The 19606-nt window shown below is 42.6% G+C and carries 16 protein-coding genes and 1 tRNA gene; 7 read left to right on the top strand and 10 right to left on the bottom strand.

Features of this window, described 5'->3' with window-relative positions; genetic code table 11:
- Window positions 1-18: 18 nt before the first annotated feature.
- From M2273_RS20600 to M2273_RS20585, 4 genes are all read left to right on the top strand, one after another.
- Complete coding sequence (locus M2273_RS20600) at window positions 19-561, top strand: dihydrofolate reductase family protein (protein WP_429399655.1); 543 nt, start codon at window positions 19-21, stop codon at window positions 559-561.
- Window positions 562-991: 430 nt separating this feature from the next.
- Complete coding sequence (locus M2273_RS20595) at window positions 992-1975, top strand: pyruvate dehydrogenase complex E1 component subunit beta (RefSeq protein ID WP_429399654.1); 984 nt, start codon at window positions 992-994, stop codon at window positions 1973-1975.
- Window positions 1976-2055: 80 nt separating this feature from the next.
- On the top strand, window positions 2056-2274 hold the full coding sequence (locus tag M2273_RS20590; protein WP_429399653.1) for a zinc ribbon domain-containing protein YjdM: 219 nt from the start codon (window positions 2056-2058) through the stop codon (window positions 2272-2274).
- Window positions 2275-2383: 109 nt separating this feature from the next.
- Window positions 2384-2881, top strand: a complete 498-nt coding sequence (locus M2273_RS20585) for a hypothetical protein (protein WP_429399652.1) — start codon at window positions 2384-2386, stop codon at window positions 2879-2881.
- Between the two features lie 156 nt (window positions 2882-3037).
- Here M2273_RS20585 and M2273_RS20580 read toward each other — a convergent pair whose 3' ends face one another.
- From M2273_RS20580 to M2273_RS20570, 3 genes are all read right to left on the bottom strand, one after another.
- Window positions 3038-3427, bottom strand: a complete 390-nt coding sequence (locus M2273_RS20580; protein WP_429399651.1) for an FUSC family protein — start codon at window positions 3425-3427, stop codon at window positions 3038-3040.
- A gap of 3 nt (window positions 3428-3430) precedes the next feature.
- Window positions 3431-4126, bottom strand: coding sequence for a molybdopterin-dependent oxidoreductase (locus M2273_RS20575; protein WP_429399650.1), 696 nt, complete (start codon window positions 4124-4126; stop codon window positions 3431-3433).
- Between the two features lie 280 nt (window positions 4127-4406).
- Window positions 4407-5060, bottom strand: coding sequence for a metal-dependent transcriptional regulator (locus M2273_RS20570; RefSeq protein ID WP_429399649.1), 654 nt, complete (start codon window positions 5058-5060; stop codon window positions 4407-4409).
- A gap of 124 nt (window positions 5061-5184) precedes the next feature.
- On the opposite strand from M2273_RS20570, the gene M2273_RS20565 reads away from it, so the two are divergent.
- Window positions 5185-7650, top strand: a complete 2466-nt coding sequence (locus tag M2273_RS20565; RefSeq protein WP_429399648.1) for a TonB-dependent receptor — start codon at window positions 5185-5187, stop codon at window positions 7648-7650.
- Between the two features lie 311 nt (window positions 7651-7961).
- On the opposite strand, the gene M2273_RS20560 is transcribed toward M2273_RS20565, so the two are convergent.
- The 4 genes from M2273_RS20560 to M2273_RS20545 form a co-directional block, all read right to left on the bottom strand.
- Window positions 7962-8630, bottom strand: a complete 669-nt coding sequence (locus M2273_RS20560; protein ID WP_429399647.1) for a hypothetical protein — start codon at window positions 8628-8630, stop codon at window positions 7962-7964.
- A gap of 218 nt (window positions 8631-8848) precedes the next feature.
- Window positions 8849-9382 carry a hypothetical protein gene (locus tag M2273_RS20555; RefSeq protein ID WP_429399646.1) on the bottom strand — a complete coding sequence of 178 codons (534 nt, stop codon included), beginning with the start codon at window positions 9380-9382 and terminating at the stop codon, window positions 8849-8851.
- Between the two features lie 122 nt (window positions 9383-9504).
- Window positions 9505-11244 carry a S41 family peptidase gene (locus M2273_RS20550; RefSeq protein ID WP_429399645.1) on the bottom strand — a complete coding sequence of 580 codons (1740 nt, stop codon included), beginning with the start codon at window positions 11242-11244 and terminating at the stop codon, window positions 9505-9507.
- A 69-nt stretch (window positions 11245-11313) separates the two neighbouring features.
- Entirely contained in the window at window positions 11314-11529 is a 216-nt protein-coding gene (locus M2273_RS20545) for a hypothetical protein (protein ID WP_429399644.1), read from the bottom strand.
- Between the two features lie 275 nt (window positions 11530-11804).
- Here M2273_RS20545 and M2273_RS20540 point away from each other — a divergent pair, with 275 nt between their 5' ends.
- Window positions 11805-12377, top strand: coding sequence for a porin family protein (locus tag M2273_RS20540; RefSeq protein ID WP_429399643.1), 573 nt, complete (start codon window positions 11805-11807; stop codon window positions 12375-12377).
- A 115-nt stretch (window positions 12378-12492) separates the two neighbouring features.
- On the opposite strand, the gene M2273_RS20535 is transcribed toward M2273_RS20540, so the two are convergent.
- Together M2273_RS20535 and M2273_RS20530 are read right to left on the bottom strand one after the other, a co-directional pair.
- Window positions 12493-15918, bottom strand: a complete 3426-nt coding sequence (locus M2273_RS20535; protein ID WP_429399642.1) for a ThuA domain-containing protein — start codon at window positions 15916-15918, stop codon at window positions 12493-12495.
- A 530-nt stretch (window positions 15919-16448) separates the two neighbouring features.
- Window positions 16449-16560 (bottom strand) — tRNA-Asp (locus M2273_RS20530).
- Window positions 16561-16712: 152 nt separating this feature from the next.
- Here M2273_RS20530 and M2273_RS20525 point away from each other — a divergent pair.
- Window positions 16713-17189, top strand: coding sequence for an Lrp/AsnC ligand binding domain-containing protein (locus M2273_RS20525; RefSeq protein ID WP_076373882.1), 477 nt, complete (start codon window positions 16713-16715; stop codon window positions 17187-17189).
- Between the two features lie 68 nt (window positions 17190-17257).
- On the opposite strand, the gene M2273_RS20520 is transcribed toward M2273_RS20525, so the two are convergent.
- Window positions 17258-19522, bottom strand: a complete 2265-nt coding sequence (locus M2273_RS20520) for a Tex family protein (RefSeq protein WP_429399641.1) — start codon at window positions 19520-19522, stop codon at window positions 17258-17260.
- Between the last annotated feature and the right edge of the window lie 84 nt (window positions 19523-19606).

Genomic DNA, 19606 nt, shown 5'->3' with positions numbered 1-19606 from the left:
TATCTATAAAAAATACCTATGCGGAAAGTGATTTTAAACCTGGCCATGAGCCTCGACGGTTATATTGAAGGTCCAAATGGCGAATATGACTGGTGTTTTGCGGATCAGGATTATGGCATGACTGAGTTTTTAAACAGCACTGATGCCATTTTCCTGGGGCGCAAAAGCTATGAAATGCTGATGGCTGCCTATCCAGAAATGTTCGCGGCACTAAAAATGTATGTATTTTCAGATACCCTCACCCATGTAGAAGGGAATAATGAAATCATTACCAGAGGCGATTTTAAGCTACGAGTCTATGAAATCAGGAACCAGTCGGGTGCCAATATCTGGCTGTATGGCGGTGCCGAACTGGTATCGGCATTTATAGCCCATAATCAAATTAATGAGTTATTATTATCCGTGCATCCCACCATTTTAGGCAGCGGCAAGCCATTGTTTATTGATATTAAAGAACGCACCGACCTGGTGCTTCTTGGCTCAGAACAATTCAGCAGCGGATTGGTACAACTCAGGTACACCCTCAAACCAAAATTTGATATGGGGATGCTGGATGGGTAATCGCCCTCAGATGTCATCCTGAATTTATTTCGGCATCTCACATGTGTGTTCACACGCTGGATATCCGTCCAGTGAGATCCTGAAACAAGTTCAGAATGACTTAGCTCTCCAATCAATCCAAATCACTTTTGCTTAATCAGATACATAAACGTAACCGAAGTAACCTCAGGCTTCTTATTCTTTAGCAAGCGGAAATTCATATTGCTGACCTCAAATTTAATTTCAAAATATAACGCCTTATGGTGTTAGCGGCACCTTGGGCAAGGTTTTTTAACGACGGAAATTTCATTAGTATAAGGTTTATACCAGCAATGTACTGTTTTTTGTAAAATATATGCGGTAAAACCTTATCTGCACCGGGTTAGGGATTGCATTTTACACATTAGTGTTTATATTTGCGGTCGCAAAAAACATCATTTTATATAATATAATGAGAGAAATACAATTCAGAGAAGCGCTAAGAGAGGCCATGGTCGAAGAAATGCGCAGCGACGACAAAATATACCTGATGGGTGAAGAGGTTGCCGAATACAATGGCGCCTACAAAGTAAGTCAGGGTATGTTGGATGAGTTTGGTGCCAAACGCGTTATTGATACGCCCATTTCTGAATTAGGCTTTGCCGGTATAGGCATTGGCTCGGCCATGAATGGTTTGCGCCCCATCATTGAGTTCATGACCTTTAACTTTTCGTTAGTGGCCATTGACCAGATCATCAACGGTGCAGCCAAGATCATGTCAATGAGCGGTGGCCAGTTTTCGGTTCCAATCGTTTTCCGCGGCCCAACCGGTAACGCGGGTATGCTTAGCTCGCAACACAGCCAGTGTTTCGAAAACTGGTATGCCAACTGTCCGGGTTTAAAGGTGGTAGTACCATCAAACCCATATGATGCAAAAGGTTTATTAAAATCGGCTATAATTGATCCGGATCCGGTTATTTTCATGGAATCTGAATTAATGTATGGCGATAAAGGCGAAGTACCAGAAGATACCTATTATATTCCTTTAGGAAAAGCAAAAGTTGTTAAAGAAGGTACTGATGTTACTTTAGTTGGCTTTGGTAAGATCATGAAAGTGGTTATTTCTGCCGCTGCCGAACTGGAGAAAGAAGGTATTCACGCCGAAGTGATTGACCTGCGCACCGTTCGCCCTATTGATTACGCAACAGTAATTGAATCGGTTAAAAAAACAAACCGTTTGGTAATCATTGAAGAAAGCTGGCCTTTAGGTTCAATTGCTACCGAGGTTGCCTTTAAAGTACAAAAAGACGCGTTTGATTACCTTGATGCGCCTATATTACGCATTATGGGTGGCGATGTACCATTGCCTTACGCACCAACTTTAATACAGGAATACCTGCCCAACCCTGAAAGGGTAATTAAAGCGGTTAAAGAAGTAATGTACGTTACTAAGTAATTACGCTATACAGCTATTATATAAAGGCCTGCTCTTGTGGCAGGCTTTTTTTTGTTACATCAAATTTAAAAACTTCGGCAATGGAACAATCAAACGTAAAAGACAGCAACGGCAATATCCTTAACGAAGGCGATTCGGTAACCCTGATAAAAAGCTTAAAAGTTAAAGGCGGAGGTGTTACGTTAAAACAAGGTACCCTTGTAAAAAAGATCCGCCTTACCGATAACGACGAGGAGGTTGACTGCAAGATTGATGGTATGAGTATTGTGCTTAAAACCGCATTTTTAAAGAAACGGTAGTTGGCCGATCACCACTCTAATTTCCCTTCATAAATTTTACCGGGATTTTACTTGTACACAAAGGTTGATATTATTTAATTACCTATTTTTAGGCCAATAAAATATCAGTATGCAATACTTCAGCCTTAAAGCAATAAAACCGACACTTTTTGTAATATTAGCCTGCATTTTTTGCAGCAACGCCTTTGCACAAACCCCAACAGCTACAACCACAGTGAAGGCACCTACAGCAGCTATTACCGGGGTAACTACTTATATCGACAAGTTTTTTAAAACCTATGAAAAGGATGGCACTTCAAGGGCCATCATCAATATTTTTAAAACCAATCCATTGGTCGATTCAACCAGCTTAAAGGGTTTGATAGCCAAAATAGATACTACACGTGGCTTAATTGGCATGTATATAGGTAAAGAGCTAATTGTTCAACGTAAGGCTTCAAACAGCCTGGTGTTATACAGCTATCTGGTTAAACATGAAAAGCAACCGGTAAGGTTTACCTTTATGTTTTACAAACCTAAAAGCGACTGGGTGATATACCGCCTGTATTTTGACGATCAGGTTGATAATGAACTGGAAGAATCGGCCAAGATAAACGGTAAGCCATAAAAGCAGAAAGCTGAAGGCTCAAAGCTTTTACTTGTATTCGCTTTTAGGCCTTCCGCTTTAATCTTCTCGCATTTACCTGGATAATTGAGTTACAAAGCATCGTGACCATCAGGGCTACCAGGCAGCCTGCCACGACGCAGGTTACCCGCTCCAACGCTATGTACCAGTGTTTTTCCAGTTCCTCCTGTATGTAACAATAACAAGGGCGGCAAGCGCGCTTCTTAGGGTATGGGTGATCTTAAAAGCAATTCCTATGCCTATGGTCATAACCACACCTACGCATAATATTAATAGGTTAGGCAAATGCAAGGGATACAAACAAAGACCAACGGCACAACCCAGCACATTTGCTTTCATCCGGTCATATGCCTGTTGATTGCTATCATCAGGTGATAAAGCCACCACTACAGAAACAATGGCCCAATAAAAAGGGTATTGAGGGATATACTTATATAATAAGTAACAAATTATAACCCCTATTAAGCATTTTATTAAATAAACAAAATTTGTTGAGTATGCGGTCCTGCTAAGCTCTATTCTTCCCATATATTAGTCACTGTACCGGTCATTACGCCATGGATATGCAGTATTTGAGTAGCCGCGATCTTCCCAAAAGCCTAATTTATTTTCGGTTAAAAACTCTATACGCTTTATCCATTTTGAACCCTTCCAGGCATATAACTGTGGCGTTATCATCCGCACCGGGCCGCCGTGTTCTTTTTGCAGGGGTTGTCCTTCAAAAGTATGTACCAATAACACATCGGGCTTTAATGCTTCCTCAAGCGATAGGTTGGTGCTGTAAGTATCGTAACCATAACACATAATATGTGTGGCATTCTCTTTAGGATGAACCAATGCAGCCAGATCAAGCAGGCTAACACCTTTCCAGGGCATATCGAGCTTTGACCATGTAGTAACGCAATGAAAATCAGAAGTATCTTTGGTTTGCGGCAGATCCATAAATTCCTTCCAGGTAAGCTTTACCGGGTTTTCAACGGCGCCATCAATGGTGAGTCGCCACCGGTCGAGCGGAATAGCAGGCTGATACCCGAGGTCAAGCACCGGCCACTTGTAAGTAACTGTTTGGCCTATGGGCAGGGCCGGCATACCGTGGCGGTTTGTCTTGCCCGATCCGCGCGGTGCATCATCGGCAACCGATGGGGTGAGCTTCATCTTTTCCTCAAACCGGGCCTTTAGCTTCATCCGGGCCTCAATGATGCGGGTAAATTTTTCTGATTCTTCCATGGCGGTGTGTTTACTATTAAAGTTAAGAAGAAAAGTTCATTACCACTATGGCCGCAATAACATATAACAAAGTAAGGCTGTCATGGAGCCTGTCGAAGTATGGTGGGCAGGCCTTTACGCGCAATTCTTTTTTCTGAACTTTGATTAACCGGATTAAAGGATTAACACGATTTTATTTCTTACCCCACTTGTCATGCTGAGCTCAGTGAAGCATCTATTCGCTGTACACATAGTTTGCTAACAGATCCTTCGCTATCGCTCAGGATGACAAACAAGAAAATTAATCTATCAAAATATTCTCGCCAAACTTTTGAGATACTGTAGTATTTTCCTTGCCGCTGATACTGATCACCAGTGAATTATCAAAAGGTATTTTTTCAATCAATTGTATGCGGGTACCTATACCGATGTCCAGCTTTTGCAGGTATTGCAAAAACGAACTGCTGGTATCGCGTACAGCGGCTACCCGGCAGGCGTCGCCCCCTTTTAGGTCGGTTAAGGTTACTGAATATGGTTTGGGTACTTTACCATTGGCCTTGGGTATAGGATCGCCATGCGGGTCATACTCAGGGAAACCCAGGAATTTATCGAGCCTGTCTGCAAGCGTGGCGTTGCTAATGTGTTCCAGCTCCTCGGCAATATCATGGATCTCATCCCAGTGATAGCCCAGCTTTTCCAGCAAAAAAACCTCCCACAAACGATGGCGGCGCACTATCAGCACAGCATCCTTTAAACCTTGCGCGGTTAGCTTTACTCCATTCTTTTTATCATACGCTATCAGCTGTTTTTCGGTGAGCTTACGTATCATATCCACCACCGATGCCGGGTTATTACCCAATGATTCGGCAATTGCAGTAGGCGTTATTTTGAAATTGGTTTGCTGGGCAAGCCTGTAAATGGATTTTAAATAATTCTCTTCTGATAATGTGTACATCCCCAATATGATTACACACAAACATAGGCAAAAACATTGCGTTTATTGTAAAATTAGTCAAGACTAATTTTTTTACTTTAATTAATCAAATAATTTAAATATGTTTGCACGAAATTAAATCACTATGCGCTTTATACTTTTACTTCTTATATTACTTACCAGCAACTATTTATACGCCCAAAATGGAGTTGTAAAAGGCCGAATCACCAGCCATAATGAACCAATATCCTATGCATCGGTAAGTATTAAAGGTATCGGCAAGGGTACCAGTACCAACAGTAAGGGTTATTACGAAATAAAAAATATTCCGGAAGGTACTTATGGCATAATCATTAGCAGCATTGGTTACGAACCCGAGACCATTAATATCACTATCCATAGTAATGAGCCAGTTGTTAATGACATTATACTAAAAGAAAAACCTTCCAAACTCAATGAGGTGGTGGTTACCGGTGTATCTCGTGCTACACAATTACGCAGCAACCCTGTACCTATAGCTGTAATGACCAAAAAAGATATTGAACAACACGTAAATAATAACATTATTGATGCCATTGTAAAAGGAGTGCCGGGTGTAAGTGCTGTTACTACCGGGCCAAATATTTCTAAACCTTTTATCAGGGGCCTTGGCTATAACCGGGTTTTAACGTTATACGATGGTATGCGGCAGGAAGGGCAGCAATGGGGCGATGAACATGGTATCGAGATAGATCAGTATGGCATAGGCCGCGCCGAAGTGATAAAAGGCCCGGCCAGTTTAACGTATGGCTCTGATGCGCTGGCGGGTGTTATTAACATGATACCCTATATCCCTAATGGCGACGATGGTAAATTGAATGGCGATGTAATAACCGATTACCATACTAATAACGGCATGATAGGCACCTCTGTTGGTTTATCATACAAAAAAAACAACTGGAAATATGCCTTTCGTGCTACCGCCAAAACAGCACATGACTACCAGAACAAAGTTGACGGACTGGTTTATAATACGGGCTTCCGTGAATTTAATTTATCGGGCATTGCCCGGGTTGATAAATCATGGGGATACTCGCAAATTGGTGCTACGCTGTATGACAACCGTCAGGAAATACCCGATGGCAGCCGCGATTCGCTCAGCAGGCGGTTTACTAAACAAATATACGAAGGGGGTTTAGATGACATCAAAAACCGCCCCATAGTGCCTGATAATGAGTTACGTTCATATACTATTGCGCCACTGCACCAGCGCATACAGCATTATCGCTTGTATACTACCAACTCTTTTAAAACCGGCGATGGCAGCATCAATACTTCATTGGGTTTTCAACAAAGTATCCGCAGGGAATATAACCACCCTACCGTTCCTGAACAGGCTGGTTTATATGTGGTGCTTAATACAGTTAATTACGATGTACGGTACAACCTGCCATCATTCGGCGGAGTTGAAACTACTGCGGGCATTAACGGCATTTACCAGGCCAACCGCAGTAAAGCCGCTACCGACTTCCCCATACCCGATTATAATTTGTTTGATGCTGGAGGGTTCCTGTTCGCCAAAAAAAGCTTTGCTAAGATTGATATATCCGGTGGGATCCGTTACGATAACCGGCACATCAACTGGAATAATTTTTATGTGGGCACCAATGCGCAAACCGGCTTTGGCCAACAAGCCCGTCTGCCTGATACTGCCGGCGCCAGCCTGCAATTCCCATCATTTAAACATACTTACCAGGGGCTTTCGGGTAGCCTGGGGCTTACCTATAACATCAGCGACCGCTTGTTGCTAAAAGCGAATATCGCGCGGGGCTACCGTGCACCAAATATTACCGAAATAGGCTCAAACGGACTTGACCCTGGGGCGCATATTGTATACCTGGGTAACCGCAGCTTTAATCCCGAATTTAGCTTGCAACAGGACCTTGGCTTTATTGCCTACCTGAGCGATGTGGACCTGATTGCCGAAGTATTTAACAACAATATTGACAACTACATTTATCAGGCTAAAGTTAACGACGCTAATGGAAACCCTGTAGTTATTGTACCGGGCAACAGCACCTACCAATACCAGCAATCAAAGGCAAGGCTTTATGGTGCCGAATTTACCCTGAACCTGCACCCGCAAAGCATTAAATGGCTTGCCCTTGATAATAGTGTGGCCTGGGTAACCGGTATTAACAAAAACCCGCAGCTGATAGCTCAATACGGCAACGCAGCCAAATACCTGCCCTTTATACCGCCGCTACATATCCGGTCGGCATTAAAGGTGAGCTTGCCCGGCACATATGGCCTGTTTACCAAACTAAACGCCCGCGTTGAAGCCGATGGATATGCAAACCAAAACCATTTTTACGCGCTTGACAATACCGAAACTTTTACAAAAGGATACACCCTGTTTAATGCCGGCCTGGGTTTTACTATTAAACCTGCTAAAGCAACCACATCATTCTATGAGTTTTTTATACAGGGGGATAATTTATTTAATACTGCTTATCAAGCTAACTTGAACCGGCTTAAATATTTTGAATATTACAAGTCATCGCCCAACGGGCATACTGGTATTTATAACATGGGCCGCAACATAAGCTTTAAAGCCATTTTGCATTTTTAGGGGAATTAAATTACCCGGCTGGAGCCCACAGGTGTTCGAAAGAATAAAAAGAAAGCTTGGGGTCAGTGCGATTCCTTCCTTGGGGAAGGGGAGGTAGGGGTTTATTGAAGGTTTAATCGCGCGTAGAAACCCCTCCCTACCACTGCACAATCCACCTCACCCCTCCCAAGGGAGGGAATATATACTGCAATCACAATCTTCCGGACACCTGTGGATTGGAGCCGGGCGACGACTTAAGAAGAATTTAATATCAAACAAAACAGGCCTCCTTTTTTAGGAAGCCTGCTCATATAATACCTTAACAATAATAATTAGTTCCTGCCATGGCCACCACCATGACCACCTCCATGGTTCCCGTGACCACCGCCGTGATTCCCATTGCCACCACCGTGGTTCCCATGACCACCGCCATTACCCGGACGCCCGTGACCACCACCCCAGTGATTGCCGCCGCCATGTCCGTAATTGCCCCGGTTATAACCACCTCTGTGGCCATAATTTGGACGTCCATAATGATTACCTCCATAATTGCGGGAATGGCTATAGGCATACCTGCGGCTATAGTTGCCTCTCCAGTGGTTAGCATACCTGGCATCGCGACTGTTACGGATGATCACCTGATCATGGCGCCCCCTGTAACCATAATACCTTGTTCTGTAAACGTCATTCCTTAACCAGGGATCGCGATCATTAATAACCACCTTGTAGCCACCGTACAGGTTGTAGTTACGGTAACGTGACGGTAAATAGGTACGGTGTACCCATATATTATTATCATAATATACATACTGGTGGGTTGGCACATAGTAGTAAGTATCAATATCGGGCATGTAATAATAGTCGGCATGGTCATATCCTACCGGGCCCCAATCGGGCTGGCTGCCAATATTTACGCCTAAGCTTATACCTACCTGGGCGCTGGCTGTTTTGTACGTTAAGCAGCTTAATAATATTGCTGCTGATAAAATGAGCTTTTTCATTAGAAAGTTTTTTTAAGTGTTGATAAAGTTATCATGGTTAATTCCATTGTTTGAATAGCAGGCCATGATCGCTTCATTTTATGGAGGTATGACAATGATTATCGTAAAAAGTTTAAATTTTAATTTTACCTTCCTTTACATAGTCTAAAATTATGCCATAAAAAAACAGGCTCTTCAATTAAGAAGAGCCTGTTTTATATAAAAATTAACAATACAAATTAGTTTCTGTGGCCCTGGCCTGGATTGTCACGATGGTCATCATGCTTATCACGGTTGCCATTATCCTTGTGAACAGTTTTGGTTTTGTGAACAACAACCCTGCGACCTTGTCCGCGGTTATCATTGCCATTCCAGTGATTGCGGTACTTAACATCTTTACTATCGCGAATGATAGTTTGGTTACGCTGTCCTCTGTATGAGCTGTATTTAGTTCTGTAAACATCGTTATGAACCCATGGGGTACGCTCATTTACAACAACTTTATACCCATTATATACATTATAATTACTGTACCTCGGAGGCAATGCGGTAGTATGCACCCATACATTATTATTCAGGTACACATACTGATGGGCATTAACATCATAGTACGAATCAATATCAGGCATATAATAATAGTCTGCATGGTCATATCCTGTTGGGCCCCAATCGGGCTGGCTGCCAATGTTTATGCTTAAGCTTATTTGAGCACTGGCTATTTTTACTGATAAGCAGCTAAAAAATATGGCTGCTGTTAAAATTAACTTTTTCATAGTTTTATCGTGTTACTTTGTATTTAAGACGATAAGCTACGGCAATAGTTTAGCCAGTACCCATAACATACAGGTAACTAATTGGTTACAATTTTTAACACCATGATATACAATATGTTGGCTTATTGATCGTCGTCGGTATCTTTATCGGCATTCTTTTTACCTGCCATAGCCAGCATAGGTTTGCCAATTACCTTATAGTTGCCTTCCCCTTTGAGTATAGATGCCAGCTGAACTTTGTCCTGCATGGTTTTTATGGCCTGGGCCAGTTCTTTATCATACTTAAAGTTGGTTTCGTAACGGCCCCGTTCATAATAATAGCGCGAAGCTATCTCATTTTCAAGCACCTGTTTTATTTCGGGCTTATGTTGTTGCAGATCATTCTTTTTACTGGCCAGCAGCTTTGATTTTAAAATATCATACTCATTTTGGATCTCAGTAAACTGCTTTTCTTTGGTTGCTTCTGTTTTCAGGCTGCCCAGTAATTTTTCAGATGCTGTGGTATAGCTGTAGTTCTTATCGGCCAGGTATTTTACAAAATCATTGTAATCAGCATCTGATAAACTGAATGATTTTGGTTCGGCAATTTTGGGGTGCGCATCACGATAAACGGTAGCATAATCAAATATCAGCAGTTTGCCTACCAGTGCCTGGGTTACATTGGCAAATTTTTCCTGTTTAATAAAAATATCAGGATAAATACCGCTGCCATCATATACTGATCTTCCGTTTTTGGTTTTAAACTCATGTATCAGCGAATCGGCCACTTTTACTACACTACCATCATCCTTGCGGTGGCTATAATCAAGTGCCTGTATGCAACGGCCCGACGGCACATAGTATTTGGCAATGGTTATTTTAACCAAACTGTTATAAGGCAGGTTAAACGTTTGCTGCACCAGCCCTTTGCCATAGCTGCGCTGACCAATAATAATAGCACGGTCAAGGTCCTGCAGAGCGCCCGCAACAATTTCTGATGCCGAGGCTGAGTGGCTGTTAACCAGCACCACTAAAGGTAAATTAGGCTCAAGTGGTGTGCTTATTGTACTATAGGTAAAGTTTTTATCCTTGATCTTTCCTTTTTGCGATACAATCTCTACGTCCTTTTGTACAAAAAGGTTCACAATTTTTACTGCCTCCTGTAATATGCCGCCACCATTGGAGCGCAAATCAAGTATAATACCGCTGGGGTTGCTCTTTTTCAAGGTTGTTAAAGCATTGGTAACTTCGCCTGCAGAGTTTTCCAGAAATTTATCCAGCTTAATATAACCCATATTGCCATCAACCATACCATAGTAGGATACGTTAGGCTGTTTAATTTCATCGCGTATCAGGTTTTTTTCAAATGGCTGCGGCGTATTATCACGTTTAAGGAGCAATTTTATGGCAGCGCCTTTTGAGCCTTTAAGCAACTGGCTTACCTGGTCGTTATTTTTACCGTTAAGGTCAATGTCATTTATTTTAAGGATCTGATCGCCCGGGTGAACGTCGCCTTTTTGAGCCGGAAAGCCTGCAAAAACATCCGAAACGTACACTTTTCCTGTACGCGAGAAAATGCTGGCGCCAATACCGCCATACTGTGTGCTTACATAATGCAGCTTATAATCTTCTATTTCCGATTCAGGAACAAACTCGGTATAAGGATCAAGACCATCAAGCATGGCATCAACACCGGTTTTCACCAGTTTTGAGGAGTTGATGTCATCAACGTAGTTAATATTTACTTCTTTGTATACTGATGCAAACACATCCAGATTTTTTGAGATCTGGAATAAGTCATCATTAAAAGCCATCACTCCGCCGGCCAGCAATGCAATACCAGCAAATAAACCTATCCTTTTGTATCTGTTATTGATCACCATTACCCTATTTCAACATATAAACGTATAAAAATACAAAAAGCATATCGGTTTTTAAAAATTCAGCCTTATTTACAGGCGGTTATTATCAATATTCACCAATGCTTTTCTCAAAGTGAACACCACATATCTCCTGTCGCGGTTTACCAGGTCCATTAATTTGGTTATCAGGCTTTCTTCCTGGCCTTCTGAGTATTGCAATTGCTCATCGGTAAGGTGGTTATATTTACGCTGTACCTTGATTTTTACCCGTTCCCACTGTTTGTTTGTGATACTGATCTCAGCCATGATTAATTATTTTCAGCAAAAATATAAAAAATACAGTGCAGGCAAGGCCTAAAATATCTGTAGCTCATTTAATCGGTAAATATACTGCAGGAGAGGTGATATTGGCATAGTTTCAGTTGAATTTCCATGCAACATTTAAAATTTTGGCTCGTCAATTGATAGGCTACTATACAAGGCTTAAAAATTTGGCCTTGTTTATAAACTAACTAAATTTTAAAAAATGCCGGGTACAATAGTAAATAAGAATGCAACCGGCATAAACTAACATCAAGATTATGAAAAAGTATTTATTAAGTGCAGCGTTACTGATTGCTGTAAGCATCGGCGCTAAGGCACAAGTTTCATTAGGTATTAAGGGAGGTGTTAATTTTTCAAAAATCAGCTCCGACAATTTTAAAGAATCAAACCTTACCGGTTACCAGGCCGGTTTATTTGCCCGCGTGGGTAACAGCTGGTATTTCCAGCCAGAACTTTATTTAAGCGGAACCGGCGGTAAATTTGAATCGAGCGAAAACAACCAGAATTTTAGCGGGAAAGTAAGGTTTACTAACCTGAACGTTCCTTTGCTTATTGGTAAATCATTCGGCGAAAAAGATTTGAATTTCCGTGTTATGGCCGGCCCTATTTATACTTATCAGTTAGATAAAAGCGGTAATTTAGGCGATAACATTAACGGAGCGATTGATAATTTCAACAAAAGCAATATAGGTTACCAGGTCGGTGCCGGTGTTGATATAGGTGCCATCACTGCCGACCTGCGTTATGAAGGCGGCCTGACCAAAATAAGCGATAGCTTTGCCAAACGCCAGAATCTGTGGGCATTGAGCGTAGGCTTCAAAATATTTTAAGGTATGATGTTTGTGAAGACACAAACATCGGCTTATAATAAAAAAATCCCGGCAGGTAACCTGCCGGGATTTTTTTATTATAAGCGCCTCTCTTTCAGGAGAAGATTGGTGAAGCTTATTTAGCGCTAAACTGCACACCGGTTACACCGGCCTGCATGGCTACTGGTTTTACAGGTTTGTAAATAAAGTAAAGCTTATGCAGCTTACCATCAGTAACCGGGTTAATTACCAAATGAGTAATACCCGCTTTTTGATCTTTTGTTGGCACAGGCATGCTTCCTTTACCCACCAGTTTACCATTGGGTGCATCAATGCGGGCTTCAAAATTAAACCCGATGCTTGGTGCGGCTTGCCAGAAGTGTGTCAGGTTTACTGATCGTAAACCGGTAAGATCAATGTTATCCAACTCAAACCAGCTTTCACTTGGTGGCATGATCATGAGGTTGATGCCATTATACTTAAATGCCGTAAAGCCACTAACCTTTTCGCTACCCGAAAACAAGTAATTATTACTGTTTAACGTTGCAATACCGCGACCGGTTAAAGCCTTGATACCCTCGCCACCCTCATCAGTATATTTGGCCGATAAAACCAATGTACTGGCTAGCTTCTTACCTGGATCAGGCATGATTGAACCTGATGGAGGTAAGGATTTCTTTTGTGCATCCTTATTATCAAGCGATAGTACCCAGGTTATGATCTGATCAACATCACCCTTTTTTATGGATGGGTGTGCCGACATCGCAGTTTCGCCCCAAACACCGCTACCGCCTTTAATTACCTTATCAGTAAGTTTTGTCATAGCATCAGGGTCTTTTTTGTACCTGGTGGATACATCTATAAATGATGGCCCTATTGATTTGCCTACCTCTTTATGGCAGCTTTTACAATCCATGGTAAGCATAATAGCTTTTCCGCTGTTTTCGGGTTCGCCTTGTTCCAGTTGCGACGCCGAGACAGCTTTCTTAAAGCCATCAATATAATTAACCTCTACAAATATGCGTTTAGGATCAACCTTTGCTGTATTTACACCATCAGTAACAGTCACCACGTAACTAAGAGGTATACCCGGTAAATAGAATGATTTGTTACCGCCGGTTAGTTTGATAGTTACTTCAGGTTTCTCGTTACCCGCATATACTTTTAACGGCATAGTTTTATCAGCAGCACCCTGGTTATCTTTTGCCTCAAGGATTATTTTATAATCGCCGGGCTTGGTATAGGTATAATCTAACTGTGGTACATCTGTTTGTTTGGTAACACCATTGCCTAAATCCCAGGTATAGGCTATTTTATCGCCCTCAGGATCTTTGGCTTTGGCACTCAGTTTAACTGTAAACGGCAATTGACCTGATGTTTTATCAGCCTTTATAGATGAAATATCCGGCGGCCTGTTACCTGCAATGTAGTCAATACGGAATAAACCAGCGTCAGGATTTAGGGTGAACCAGCCGCTTCCATACTCTAAACCATATAATCTTCCATCGGGGCCAACCTCCATGTCAATCATAGAGTTTACTTTCAGGGTCGGGAAAAACGGTTCCATTTTATCAAAATCGCCGTTAGGCTGCATGGTTACAGCCATTATCCAGCCGCGCATCCAATCATAAGTTAAGAATTTGCCATTGTAATAATCTGGCAAACGGGTTTCTGCCGGGAACATATCGGTATAATATACCGGTCCGGCCATAGCATTACGTCCGCCGGCACCCACCTCCGGAAAATCGGCCGAGGGACCATAAGGGTACCATATAAATGCCGATTGCGCAGGTGGCAGGTCTTTTAAACCGGTATTATTACGCGATTCATTAACCGGATGCTTAGGATCAAAGGCTTTGCCATATGCACCCGTGGTATAATTGTAAACATGGTAAGGCTTATTATCGGCCACAAAATATGGCCAACCAAAATTACCTGCTTTGCGGGCTTGGTTCACTTCGTCATAACCCATTGGGCCGCGGGTATCTAAACTATCGTTATGCGCATCAGGACCAACCTCGCCCCAATACAAATTTCCGTTTTTTTGATCAACGGAGATACGGTAAGGGTTCCTGTCGCCCATTACATAAATTTCGGGACGGGTTTTTGGTGTGCCTTTAGGGAACAGGTTTCCATCGGGAATAGCATAAGTACCATCGTCGTTGATCTTGATACGCATGATCTTACCGCGCAGGTCGTTAGTATTACCGGCCGAACGGCGGGCATCAAACTGCAGGTGACCGGGATCATCATTTAATGGAGCGTATCCACTGGTTACATATTTCTGCTTTTTTTCATCAAACGGGGTAGAGTTGTCACCAGCCGAAAAGAACAACATCTTATCAGGTCCGGGACCAAAGGCTATTGAACCACCCGTATGACAGCATATCTCGCGCTGGGCCTTTACCTCTAAGATCACTTTTTCGGTTGATTTAATCAGGGTATCGTTTTTAAAAGTAAATCTTGATAAACGGTTTACTGAGCTATCGGCAGGGCTGTAATAAATATAAACCCAGTTGTTATTGGCAAAATCAGGGTCTTTAGCCAAACCAAGCATTCCCTCTTCGGCATTTACATTTGGGGTATGCAAAGTTTTATAGTACACATCAAAATAGCCTACCTGTTTTACCTTTTGGGTATCGTGCTTATACAACATAATCCCGCCTCGGCGCTGTAATACTAATATATCCAGGTTAGGTAGAATGGTCATTTCGGTTGGTTCAAAAAACTGACCTGTTGATAGCTGAGTCTTTTTAAACCGGTCCTCTTCAGGCGGCACCTGCGATTTTGCTTTAGCATAATCAAGCTCATTATTACTGCCTATAGCATATTTGATACCGGCCAACAGCATTTTCAGGTAGTTATCTTCCTTATATGATTCTTCGGTATGGCCCATAGCGGTATAAAACGCGCGACCTCCATCAAAATCATGAAACCAGGTTGCCGGATGGTAACCCATACGCTTACCACCTTTATAACTGTTTTCATCCAAAGTGATCAGCACATGAACATCGGGTGCCAATTCTTTTTTAAAGGCGTAAAATTCGTCGGTGCGTTTCCATACTTTAGGCAGGTGCTTGGTGGCGTCATTAGTAGCATCAACCACATTATAAGTACCCGGTTGTACATTTGGGTTTTTATCATGTATGCCCGGATGGTCATAAAACCAGGCTCCTACAAGCCTGCCATACCATCCCCAGTCATATTCGGTATCGGTAGCGGCGTGTACACCTACAAAACCACCACCGGCTTGTATATAACGCTCAAACGCAATTTCCTGGCGATAGTTAAGCACATCGCCTGTGGTACTTAAAAAAATAACGGTTGAATATTTTTTTAAGTTATCCTCATTAAACATACCAGCGTTCTTGGTGGTGTCCACATCAAAACCATTCTCCCTGCCCAATTTTTGAATGGCTGCAATACCCGCATCAATAGATGCATGGTGAAAGCCCATGGTTTTGGAAAAAATAAGTACGCGGGGCTTATCAACGCGTTTTTTACTACAAGATAAACAGATACAGCAACAGGCTGCAAGTACCATCAGTACGATTTTTTTCATATATGCGCTAATTATAGGTTGGTTTTAACTGTTGTTTATTACAATAATAGGGTTTAATCGCAATCGATTGTAATAATTGGCAATGTATCAAATTTATAATTAAATATTGAAGCATCAATACCAATGTGTAAAAATGACACAGTAACATTTTTGATAGGATAAATCAAGAAAGATGAAGGACCTTTGATAAAGGATAAAAGATGGTGCGTAAAAAAATGTGTCTTATGTCTTGATTCTTTTCTTTTGATTTTAAATAAAAACCTTTAGAAACAGCAAAGCCCCTGATGGGCAGGGGCCTTTACTAACCAATTATAAACCTAAATTATGAGAAGAGCTGTAGGAGAAGGGGTCGAACCTTCACGGAGTGGTTATTTTCATTGCTGAAAGTTTCCCAATTTCTCCGCCACCGCGACAAGGAGGTGTGTCTGCCAAAAATTTCACCATCCTACAGAATATAAGTCTTCAGTTCGAAGTATTAAGTCAAAAGTCTTTCATTGACTTCTGACTCAGGGCTTCAGACTTAGAACTTGCTGTTGGGGAAGGATTCGAACCTTCACAGAGTGGTTAGCCCGCTTCGGGTTTTCCAGGATCTCCGCCACCGGGACAAGGAGGTGTGTCTGCCAAAAATTTCACCACCCAACATTGTTTTTTTGTTTAAAGAACGATAAGCAATTGTCATTTGCTTGATACAAATTTAATAGACCTATCAATTCCTTGCAAATATTTCAACAAAAATATTTTATTTTTATTCAAATTTTAATTAAACTTGTATTTCAATATAGATATTCAAATTTATGTCCCACAGAAAAGCTCAAAATTTAGAAATTGATAATCTTGATATTCAGATTTTATCAATATTAATGAAAAATGCTACTACTCCATACACTGAGATAGCTAAAGAGTTAATCGTTTCTGGCGGAACCATACACGTGCGGATGAAAAAGTTGGAGGAGATGGGTGTAATTAAAGGAGCCAGCCTGGAAGTAGATCCTCAGAAATTAGGGTATGACATTACAGCGTTTCTGGGTATTTACCTGGAAAAGGGTTCGCAGTACAATGAGGCGGTTAAGCAGCTGAAAACCATCAAGGAGATCGTTGAGCTGCATTACACCACCGGCGAATGGAGTATTTTTGCCAAAATTGTATGTCATGATACCACCCACCTGCGTGAGGTTTTGAATGAGCAGATCCAGGGCGTTAAAGGCATCCAACGTACCGAAACCTTTATATCGCTTGAAGAAAGCATCAGGAGGCAGATCACTTTGGAATAAACTTTTACGTTAAAAAATAAGATAAGGGGCTGTCATCCCACCTGTTTTCGGGAATGACGGCCCGACCCCTACTTAAACTTATTCTTTAAGGCCGCCAGTTTTATAGCAATATCTGTTTCGGGCTGCTGTTCGGGCTTTTTGTTATAAACAGGTTTGTTACCCACAGGTCTTCTTTCCTCATTTCTTCTTTCTTGCGGAGCGCTTTTATCATTCTCTTTCATTGATAAAGCTATGCGTTTGCGATTCACGTCAACTTCAGTAACGGTAACTTCCACTTTTTGGTGCACTTTCAGCACCTCGTTAGGATCCTTAATGTACCTGTTGGTGATCTGACTCAGGTGTACCAACCCATCCTGGTGAACTCCAATATCAACAAAGGCGCCAAAATTGGTGATGTTGGTAACAATGCCGGGCAGTTTCATACCCACCTTTAAATCGCCAATGGCGTTTACACCATCGGTAAAACTAAACGCTTCAAATTGCTCACGCGGGTCACGACCCGGTTTGGCCAGTTCGGCCATGATATCATTCAGGGTAGGCAGGCCCACCGTTTCTGAAGTATATTTTTGCAGGGGAATGCTTTTGCGCAGCGGCGCGTTACCCATCAGGTCCTTAACCGAACAATTCATATCTTTTGCTATTTGCTCCAGCAGGCTGTAACGCTCAGGGTGTACCGCGCTTGAGTCCAGCGGATTTTCGGCCTGGTGTATGCGTAAAAAACCGGCGGCTTGTTCAAAAGCCTTATCACCTAAACGAGGCACTTTTTTAAGCTGATCGCGGCGTTTAAAGGCGCCATTCTGATCGCGGTACTCCACAATGTTTTGCGCCAGTTGCGGCCCCAGACCTGATACATAGGCCAGTATTTGTTTCGATGCAGTGTTCAGCTCCACACCAACCGCATTTACGCAGCTCATTACGGTATCATCCAGCGAGGTTTGCAGTTTGTTCTGATCCACATCGTGCTGGTATTGCCCTACGCCTATTGATTTGGGGTCGATCTTCACCAACTCGGCCAATGGGTCCATCAACCTGCGGCCAATAGATACCGCGCCCCTTACGGTAATATCCTTATCCGGAAACTCCTCCCTCGCCACGTCAGATGCCGAATAGATAGAAGCACCGCTTTCGTTCACCATTACTATAACCACGCCCAGTAAATTCAGGTTACGCACAAACAGCTCCGTTTCGCGGCCGGCAGTGCCGTTACCTATGGCAATAGCTTCAATATGATATTTTTCAAACAGGTGCTGAACAGTTTTTTCGGCCTCGCGTGCCTGTCCCGCACCCGTATGCGGATAAATAGCGGTGTTCTCCAGTAACTTGCCCTGCTCATCCAAACAAACCAGCTTACAGCCCGTACGGAAACCCGGGTCAATAGCCATCACCCTTTTTTGGCCTAATGGCGCACCTAATAAAAGCTGACGCGCATTCTCCGCGAAAACACGGATAGCTTCTTCATCAGCCTTCTTTTTGGTGAACAGGCGCACCTCGGTTTCCATTGATGGTTTCAGCAATCGTTTATAACCGTCGGCGATGGCCTGTTTTACCTGGTCGGCCGATGTATTATTTGCTTTTACAAAAGTATCTTCCAGTATGGTTACGGCTTCTTCCTCTTCGGGTTTAATATCCAGCCATAAAATTTCTTCCTTTTCGCCGCGGCGCATGGCCAGGATGCGGTGCGATGGTGCAGACTTTACTGCCTCTGTCCAGTCGAAGTAATCTTTATATTTTATCCCTTCCTGCTCCTTGCCAACAATAACTTTTGACTGGAAAGTTCCCTTTTCAATAAACAGCTCACGAATGCGGGTACGCACCTCTGCATTTTCGCTGATGGTTTCGGCAATGATATCCCTTGCCCCGGCCAGCGCTTCCTCTATGCTATTCACCCCTTTTTCGGCATCTATATAAACAGCGGCTTCGGTTTTCAGATCAGTTTTGCGTTGCTCCAATAGCAGGTCGGCCAGTGGTTGCAGACCCTTTTCGCGAGCGGTGGTAGCGCGGGTTTTGCGTTTGGGGCGATATGGCAGGTAAATATCCTCCAGCGTCACCATGGTCTCGGCTTCGTTAATCAGCTTTTCCAGCTCGGGCGTTAGTTTGCCCATATCGGTAAGCGATTTTAGTATGGCCTCGCGGCGTTTATCCAGATCACGCAGCTGCTGTACGCGGTCGCGGATCTCGGTTACCTGCACTTCATCAAGCGTACCGGTAACCTCTTTACGGTAACGGGAAATAAACGGAACGGTAGCGCCCTCGTCAAGTAAGTCAACAGTGGCACTTACCTGCTTTTCGGCTATAGAAAGCTCCTGGGCTATTTTTTTATAATGAGATATCATAGTAAATATTGGACTGCGAAGTTGGCACTCTTTGCGTAAAAAACAAAAAATGGTTTGTAAAAAGAATGGTATTTAAACGTGTTT

It is taken from the genome of Mucilaginibacter lappiensis, assembly GCF_050433765.1.
Classification (GTDB): domain Bacteria; phylum Bacteroidota; class Bacteroidia; order Sphingobacteriales; family Sphingobacteriaceae; genus Mucilaginibacter; species Mucilaginibacter lappiensis_A.
This window is presented reverse-complemented; position numbering and strand designations above follow the sequence as displayed.

Bases quoted from the DNA above. Each gene is read 5' to 3' on its own strand.
- M2273_RS20600 (WP_429399655.1), top strand. From the start codon at position 19: ATGCGGAAAGTGATTTTAAACCTGGCCATGAGCCTCGACGGTTATATT.
- M2273_RS20595 (WP_429399654.1), top strand. From the start codon at position 992: ATGAGAGAAATACAATTCAGAGAAGCGCTAAGAGAGGCCATGGTCGAA.
- M2273_RS20590 (WP_429399653.1), top strand. From the start codon at position 2,056: ATGGAACAATCAAACGTAAAAGACAGCAACGGCAATATCCTTAACGAA.
- M2273_RS20585 (WP_429399652.1), top strand. From the start codon at position 2,384: ATGCAATACTTCAGCCTTAAAGCAATAAAACCGACACTTTTTGTAATA.
- M2273_RS20580 (WP_429399651.1), bottom strand. From the start codon at position 3,427: ATGGGAAGAATAGAGCTTAGCAGGACCGCATACTCAACAAATTTTGTT.
- M2273_RS20575 (WP_429399650.1), bottom strand. From the start codon at position 4,126: ATGGAAGAATCAGAAAAATTTACCCGCATCATTGAGGCCCGGATGAAG.
- M2273_RS20570 (WP_429399649.1), bottom strand. From the start codon at position 5,060: ATGTACACATTATCAGAAGAGAATTATTTAAAATCCATTTACAGGCTT.
- M2273_RS20565 (WP_429399648.1), top strand. From the start codon at position 5,185: ATGCGCTTTATACTTTTACTTCTTATATTACTTACCAGCAACTATTTA.
- M2273_RS20560 (WP_429399647.1), bottom strand. From the start codon at position 8,630: ATGAAAAAGCTCATTTTATCAGCAGCAATATTATTAAGCTGCTTAACG.
- M2273_RS20555 (WP_429399646.1), bottom strand. From the start codon at position 9,382: ATGAAAAAGTTAATTTTAACAGCAGCCATATTTTTTAGCTGCTTATCA.
- M2273_RS20550 (WP_429399645.1), bottom strand. From the start codon at position 11,244: ATGGTGATCAATAACAGATACAAAAGGATAGGTTTATTTGCTGGTATT.
- M2273_RS20545 (WP_429399644.1), bottom strand. From the start codon at position 11,529: ATGGCTGAGATCAGTATCACAAACAAACAGTGGGAACGGGTAAAAATC.
- M2273_RS20540 (WP_429399643.1), top strand. From the start codon at position 11,805: ATGAAAAAGTATTTATTAAGTGCAGCGTTACTGATTGCTGTAAGCATC.
- M2273_RS20535 (WP_429399642.1), bottom strand. From the start codon at position 15,918: ATGAAAAAAATCGTACTGATGGTACTTGCAGCCTGTTGCTGTATCTGT.
- M2273_RS20525 (WP_076373882.1), top strand. From the start codon at position 16,713: ATGTCCCACAGAAAAGCTCAAAATTTAGAAATTGATAATCTTGATATT.
- M2273_RS20520 (WP_429399641.1), bottom strand. From the start codon at position 19,522: ATGATATCTCATTATAAAAAAATAGCCCAGGAGCTTTCTATAGCCGAA.